Source organism: Fundidesulfovibrio sp. (assembly GCF_058402725.1).
Genome location: NZ_JBZVFJ010000224.1, coordinates 1 through 3,805, shown reverse-complemented (window position 1 = coordinate 3,805; position 3,805 = coordinate 1). Strand labels below are relative to the sequence as shown.

At 70.9% G+C, this 3,805-nt stretch carries 3 protein-coding genes; 1 reads left to right on the top strand and 2 read right to left on the bottom strand.

Going from position 1 to position 3,805, the window contains the following annotated elements:
• Together ACV4UX_RS17780 and ACV4UX_RS17775 are read right to left on the bottom strand one after the other, a co-directional pair.
• Positions 1 to 1,563: PAS domain S-box protein (locus ACV4UX_RS17780; RefSeq protein ID WP_491594616.1), on the bottom strand; the 1,563-nt coding region annotated here is incomplete at its 3' end.
• Positions 1,560 to 2,546 (bottom strand): ABC transporter substrate-binding protein, encoded by a 987-nt coding sequence (locus tag ACV4UX_RS17775; protein ID WP_491594615.1) that lies wholly within the window; start codon positions 2,544 to 2,546, stop codon positions 1,560 to 1,562. The genes ACV4UX_RS17775 and ACV4UX_RS17780, both read right to left, overlap by 4 nt.
• 230 nt (positions 2,547 to 2,776) lie before the next feature.
• Here ACV4UX_RS17775 and ACV4UX_RS17770 point away from each other — a divergent pair.
• On the top strand, positions 2,777 to 3,805 hold a 1,029-nt coding region (locus ACV4UX_RS17770; RefSeq protein ID WP_491594614.1), incomplete at its 3' end, for a M48 family metallopeptidase.

Below are 3,805 nucleotides of genomic sequence, written 5' to 3'. Positions count from 1 at the left end.
CGCCTGAAGGATGCCCCCCAGGGGGTTGTTGATCTCGTGGGCCATGCCTGCGGCCAGGCCGCCCAGGCTCATCATCTTCTCGGTCTGGATCATCACCTCCTGCATGCGGCGGCGCTCGGCCACGTCGCGGGCGAAGCCCAGCACGTAGGGCTTGCCTTCGGTTTCGAAGCAGCTCACGTGCACGTCCACGGGGAAGGTGGAGCCGTCCTTGCGGCGGTGGAGGGTCTCGAATTCGGCGCGGCGCAGGGTGAGCAGCTTCTGCGCGAAATGCACGAAATATTCCGGGGTGGCCTTCACGTCCACGTCGGCCACGCGCATGGCGAGCAGTTCCTCGCGGGAGTAGCCGGTCTGGGCGGAGGCCTCGGGGTTCACGTCCACGAGGCGTCCCTCGCTGTCGGCCAGGTAGATGGCGTCGCGGGCGTGTTCCACCAGGAGGCGGTAGCGGTTCTCGCTGTCGCGCAGGGCCTCTTCGGCGCGGGCGCGTTCGAGCACCTGGCGTTCCAGGTCGGCCTTGGTGTCCAGGAGGCGTCCCGTCATCACGTTGAAGGCCTCGGCCACCGCGCGGGTTTCCCGGAAGCGGCCGCCCACGGCGCGGGCGGTGAGGTCTCCCGCATGGATGGAGGCGGCTGCGCGTGCGAGGTCGTTCACGGGGCCCAGCAGGTGCCGTCGGGCCAGCCAGGCCAGGAGCGCGGCGGCGGCCAGGGCGGCGACAAACACCTGTGCGGTGACGAAGAGGTTGCGGTAGAAGGGTTTGAGGGCGTGGGCGGCGTCCTCCTCGGCCACGGCGGCGAGCACCTGGTCGCCGATGCGCACGGGGCTCGTCGCGGCCACGCAGGGCTTGCCCGCGGAGCCCTCCTGCACGCCGGAGCCGGCCTGCGGCAGGAACACCTCGCCCGCCAGCACCTGGGAGAAGTCCGGGCTGGCCAGGATGCGCCCCCGGGTGGTGGTGATCAGGGCGGTCTGGCGGGGCGGGTCCGAGAGGGCGAGCACCAGGTCGCGCAGGACCTTCAGGCGCAGCGTGGTCATGATCACGGCCCGCACGCCGCCGGTGCGCGGCTCGGGCACGGGCACGGCCATGGGCAGGAGGGGTTCGCCCACGTCGGGGTCGATGGTCACTTCGCCGAAGGCGGGCATGCCGGTCTCCATGGCGGCACGGAAGGTGGCCGAGGCTTCGGGCCTGAGGTGGGCGTGGTCCAGGGCCTTGAAGGCCGAGACTGCGGCCAGTGCGGCGCCGTCCGGGTCCAGCACGCGCAGTTCGCGCAGCATGGGCATGCCGGTGGCGATCTCCAGGAGCATGGCGCGGCGGGCGCGCGATTCCTGGGCGTAGAAGTCCTTTGCGCGCAGGGCGGCGAGGATTTCCCTGGCCGAGCCGCCCAGGAGTTCGCCGGTGCGAAGGGCCAGGTTGTCGGCGCGTTGGCGGTTGTAGCGGTACACGTCCTCCAGGCGGGTTTCGTAGCCCGCGAAGGTGATCAGTCCCGCCAGCAGCAGGATGGGCGCGGCGGCCAGGGCCAGGAAGCTCCAGGCCAGGGCGCGGCTCAGGCGCGGCGGGGCCATGGCGCTCATTGAGGCTCCCGGAAGACGTACTGGGCGCGGTCCAGGAAGGCGTCGGGAACGTGGAGCCCGATGCGCCGCGCGGCCGCGAGATTGATGAAGAGATAGTCCTGAGCGGTCTCCACGGGCATTCCCGAGACGGGGGTTCCGTTGAGGATCTGGTTTGCCATGGCGGCCGCCTGGCGGCCCAGTTCCTCTCCCACGAAGCCGTAGCCCGTGAGCACGCCCCCTCGCACCTGCTCCATGCGCGGGGTCGAGAGCGGGATGCGCCGGGCCTCGGCCAGGGCGATGAACTCCCGGAAGCGCGACATCACCAGCCCCTCGCGGGGCATGAACACCGCCTGCGCCCCGGCGGGGACAAGGCCGCCGTTGGCGAAGAGGTCGGTGGTGTCGGAGATGGAGAGGGCCATGATCTCCACGCCGATCACCCTGGCGCTCTCCACGAGCTGCTCCAGGGAGGCGCGGGCGCTGGGGTCGTCGGGGTTGTAGGGCACGAAGACGCGGCGCGCGCCGGGGGCAAGCTCCAGGAGTTCCTGGAGCCTGCGGCCCTCGCTGGGGGCCAGGCGCACGCCGGTGAGGTTGCTCTCCGGGCGGTGGAGCGTCTCCACCACCTTGGCCGAGACGGGATCGTTGACCGGCGCGAAGACGACGGGCGGGCCGCTTTCGCGGGTGGCGTCCCGGGCGGCCAGGGCGGCCAGGGTGGGCGAGGCGAAGACGAGGTCGGGCTTCTGTTCCAGGATCCGGGCCATGCGCTCCCGGAGGTCGGCGGCGGTGGCCGCCGGGGGGGGCTCCACGAAGGTCAGGTTCACGCCTTCCTTGCGGCCCAGGTCCCTGAGCCCGGTCTTGAAGCCCTCGACGGTGCTGGCGTTGTTGGCCGTGTGCTGGAGGATGCCCACCACGAGCGCGCGTGCGCCCGGGCGTTCCGGAGCCTGGAGGAACACCACTGCGGCGGCCAGGGCGACGGCCAGAAAGACAGCGGCGAACATCCGTTTCATAGGGGCTCCTGGAACGATGGACGAACAGACCACGCGGGAAACCACTCGATCCTTTTCAGTGGCATAGATCAGGCCGGGACTCAACGGGAAATCGGTGGGCGCCCGGGGGAGGGGAGGGGGGGCGTCGTGTTCGATCGTGCGGGCGTAACCGGACGCGCGGCGTGGACGACCCCGACGCAGGCGCATCCCGTGCGGGTTGCCAACTCAAGGAAAGGGTTTATAACGCATCCATGCCGTCGCCAACGCACAGTCCACCGGCCCGGATTCTGGCCCTGCTGCTGGCCCTGGCCCTGGCCCTCCCGGCCCCCTGGAGCGCCGCCCCGGCCCGGGCCGGCATGTTCTCCTTCGACCTCAAGGACGAGAAGGAGCTGGGCGAGAAGTTCAACGTGCTCATCCGCTCCAAGCTGCCCATGGTCGAGGATTCCGAGGTGGTGGACTACGCCCGGGAGGTGGTGGAGCGCATCACGCGCCAGATGCCGCCGCAGCCCTTCCCCTTCACGGTGGCCGTGGTGCGCGACAACGCCGTGAACGCCTTCGCGGCCCCGGCGGGCTACGTGTTCGTGTTCACGGGGTTGATCCTCAGCATGGACCACGAATCCGAGGTGGCGGGCGTGCTGGCCCACGAGCTGGCCCACGTGACGCAGCGCCACATCGCCAAGCGCGTGGAGCAGTCCAGCATCATCAGCATCGCCTCCATGCTGGGCGTGCTGGCGGGGTTCGCCCTGGGCGCGGCCACGGGGCAGAAGGACGCCGCCGGGGCCATGATGGTGGGCTCACAGGCCGCCGCGCGCCAGGCCCTGCTCAACTACTCGCGCGACGACGAGCGCGAGGCCGACGAGGTGGGCATGAACTACCTGGTGAACGCGGGCTACCCCCCGCGCGGGCTGCCCCAGGCCTTCGAGGTGATGCAGCGCACCAAGATCTTCAAGGGCTACGGCTCCGTGCCCGCCTACCTCTCCACCCACCCCGAGATCAACGAGCGCGTGGGCTACCTCTCCGAGCGCGTGGCCCGGCTGCCCAAGAACGTGGCCTCCCGGCCAGACCGCGACGAGCGCTTCCTGCGCGTGCAGACCGTGATCCGCGCCCGCTACCAGGACCCGGGCACGGCCATCGCCTGGTTCTCGCGCAAGGGCGCCTCCATGACCAAGCTCGACCGCCTGGGCCTGGCCATGGCCCTGGGGCGCACCACCGAGAACGCCAAGGCCCGCGAGGCCTTCGAGGCGGCCCTGAAGGAGGGCGGGGACGACTCCCTCTGGCTG

Excerpts from the sequence above, each read along its gene's own strand:
- ACV4UX_RS17775 (WP_491594615.1), bottom strand. The coding sequence starts at position 2,546 with ATGAAACGGATGTTCGCCGCTGTCTTTCTGGCCGTCGCCCTGGCCGCC.